We start from the raw sequence: 3,263 nt of genomic DNA, 5'->3' as shown, positions 1-3,263 counted from the left end.
TATTGATGAAGAAGTTATAGCAAAAGCGAGGGCTACTTCTAAGAAAAAAGCTGAAGAAATAGCATCTAAGCGATCTTTTTATGTATTTCAGAGGCAAATAGAAAACAAATAAGCCTGTTTATTAAGATTTTATCTACATTTGTTTTTCAACAGAGCCCTAACTCTATATGTATTTTCGCTTACCTAAAAAATATTATTCTGTTTTTGCACTATTTGCTATTATAAGTGGTGTTCTTGTATTTTGGTCAGATTCTTATATTACTGAAAAAGAAAAATTAAACAGAGAGATACATTTAGAGAAATTAAATAAAAAGACAGCATCCGATCTTCAAAATGAGCTTAACAACTATGCTGCTTTAATGTCTGGGATACGATCTTATGTAAAACTTTCTGATGAATTTCCGTCACAAGACAAGCTCCATACCTTTATAAATCATCAATTGTCCAGCCTTCCTATAGATGATAGTTATATTATATCTTATGTAGATACAACCGATATTTTTAAATACTCTTTTACTAAAGATCAAATCGATCCGAGTCATCTTATAGGTGCCTCCATTAAAAACCTTATAAATAAAAAAGGGGCTCTAATAATGAGAGAAAAGTTAGAAAAGTATGATTATGTCGCTTTCAACCCATATAATATTATAGAAGGTCGTGTGGGGTTACCCATTGGTTTTAAGGCTCAAAACAATCAAAACAGCAATCTTGGATATTTTTCTATTATAAAGGATTTTAAACCTATTATTGATCGTGTTTACCATAATATAGACACTTCTAAATATGTTTTTAGATTTAAAACTTCTACTGGAATTGAATTTGACAGAGAACGCGTATATGATGGTAAAAAAATATACAATACACGAGAAGATCATCAATATTGGAGAAACTTCGAGATACAAGATGAAAATTTCATAAAGACTCAAATACCTTTTTTTAATAAAAAATTTATCATAGAAACCGCCTATAAAAAACCCTACAAAAGAAACCCTAGGTTATTACTCTTAATGATATTATGGTATACGCTCCTTTTAAGTTTTATGCTATTTATTATCATTCAACTATATATCTACAAGCGTAAAAATAGAATAATAGCTAGGCAAAAAAAGGAATTGTCTGAAGTTGTTGCAACAAAAAACAAGTTCTTTACAATTATTGCTCATGATCTTAGGGGCCCTCTCGCATCTGTTATTAATTTTTTAGACCTTCTAAGAGAAGAGCCAAACCAAAATAATCAAACGAGCAAAATTATAGATGCTTTAGAAGATTCTAGTAAAAACAGTCTTTCCCTTTTAGATAATTTACTGAAGTGGTCAAAAATACAAACAGGTAAAACTCATTACCAACCCCAAAAAATAGATGTTCTTACTATCATAAAAGATCAAGTAAAGATTCAGAAACAACAAGCGCTTAGGAAAAACATAAATATTGTTATAGAAGCTAGTACTGACGTTAAAGTTATGGCTGATAAAAACATGATCGCTACGGTTATTCGTAATTTATTGTCAAATGCTATTAAGTATTCTCACGAACAAGGAATTATCGTTATCGAACTAAACAAAGTGGACTCCTTTTTTTCTTTTAGTATTGAAGATAGTGGTATTGGTATTCCAGAAGAATACCAATATTCCCTTTTTGATGTAACCAAAATAACGACTCAAAGGGGAACTTTACAAGAAAAAGGATCTGGACTAGGTTTAATCTTATCAAAACATTTTATAGAAATTCACAATGGAACCTTATCTGTAGAAAGTATCCATAACAAGGGAACTATTGCTTCTTTCACACTTCCCATATAAAATTTTCTATCCAATTACTCAACTCAAACGTTTGCGTATCTTTTTATATAAGATTGTCACATATATCCATACACCATAATACTAGTTTTATGTATCTTTAAATTTCGTAGTCACGTTATGGGGACATTCAAATTAGTATTAGAAGATGATTTTGGGTATGACTTTACGCTTATTGCTATTCACGGAGCTATAGAGTCTTATTACCTCGCCTATTTACTTAATCATCATCTAAAACTTAGACTTAAAAGGAGTAAAAATGATTTAACGATAAGTAATGATATTATATCTGCAAAGTTTCCCATATATGAATACCACAATGAACAACAATACACAACCTATCATCTCTTTAATAACCATACAAAAATAACAAAGGAGCGTGATAGTAATCTTTCAAGTCTATTTGAATCTGAAACTTCTACAGAAAGACGTTTCTTTTTAGAGGATTTACCTCGAGTAGATTATTTATTAAAAATAAGTGAAGAAGGAAGTGGTTTTATGGAAACAAAAACACTAAAAGCACTTAACCAAATATCACAAATTGTTACCGCGTATACTGTTGATATAAATCAACTTAAAAGAAAAGAAAACTTAATTTTTGAATAATGCCAACTAGAAAAAAAACCAAAATTGTTGCTACCTTAGGCCCTGCTACAAGTACTGAAAAGGTACTCTTAAAAATGATGCAAGAAGGAGTTGATGTTTTTAGAATTAATTTTTCACATGCAGATTATGATGACGTCATAGAGCGTATCCAGATGATCAGAACATTGAGTGAAAAACATAAACACAACACGTCTATTCTTGCAGATCTTCAAGGTCCTAAACTAAGAGTAGGGCGTATGAAAGAAGAAGTTGTCGTAAATCCTGGTGATAAAATCACATTTTCTACAAAAGAAGAATTTGAAGGAACGAAGGATAGAGTCTATATGAACTATCAGAAGTTTCCTCAAGATGTAAAAAAAGGAGAGCGTATTCTTCTAGATGACGGTAAACTGATGTTTGAAGTTTTAAAAACTGATGGCAAATATGAAGTAGAAGCCAAAGTTATTCAAGGAGGGCCATTACGTTCAAAAAAAGGTGTAAATCTTCCTAATACAAATATTTCTTTGCCTGCATTAACAGAAAAAGATGTAAAAGATGCCATTTTTGCTATTGGTCAAAAAGTAGATTGGCTAGCACTTTCTTTTGTTCGTCATGCTGATGATTTAAAACAACTTCAAGCAATAATAGATGAGCATTCTGAACATAAGATTCCTATTATAGCAAAAATTGAAAAGCCTGAAGCTGTAGAAAATATAGACAAAATTGTTGCTTATTGCGATGGATTAATGGTTGCCCGTGGAGATTTAGGTGTAGAAATTCCTGCAGAAGAAGTTCCTCTTATTCAGAAACAACTTGTATTAAGGGCTAAAAAAGCTCGTATTCCAGTGATTATTGCCACTCAAATGATGGAGACCATGATTT

3 protein-coding genes are annotated in these 3,263 nt (G+C 31.0%); all 3 read left to right on the top strand.

The window, feature by feature from the left end:
* Positions 1–167 precede the first annotated feature (167 nt).
* Positions 168–1,799: a sensor histidine kinase gene (locus ACI9TV_RS16080; protein WP_415251837.1), complete on the top strand. Its 1,632-nt coding sequence runs from the start codon at positions 168–170 to the stop codon at positions 1,797–1,799.
* A 117-nt stretch (positions 1,800–1,916) separates the two neighbouring features.
* The gene (locus ACI9TV_RS16075; protein ID WP_415251836.1) at positions 1,917–2,402 is read left to right on the top strand and encodes an IPExxxVDY family protein; all 486 of its coding nucleotides are present in this window, start codon (positions 1,917–1,919) and stop codon (positions 2,400–2,402) included.
* The coding region (gene pyk / locus ACI9TV_RS16070) for a pyruvate kinase (RefSeq protein WP_415251835.1) at positions 2,402–3,263 on the top strand (862 nt) is incomplete at its 3' end. The genes ACI9TV_RS16075 and pyk, both read left to right, overlap by 1 nt.

Origin of the sequence: Sulfurimonas sp., assembly GCF_047622445.1 — a bacterium.
Lineage (GTDB): Bacteria > Campylobacterota > Campylobacteria > Campylobacterales > Sulfurimonadaceae > Sulfurimonas.
This window is presented reverse-complemented; position numbering and strand designations above follow the sequence as displayed.

Excerpts from the sequence above, each read along its gene's own strand:
- ACI9TV_RS16080 (WP_415251837.1), top strand. The coding sequence starts at position 168 with ATGTATTTTCGCTTACCTAAAAAATATTATTCTGTTTTTGCACTATTT.
- ACI9TV_RS16075 (WP_415251836.1), top strand. The coding sequence starts at position 1,917 with ATGGGGACATTCAAATTAGTATTAGAAGATGATTTTGGGTATGACTTT.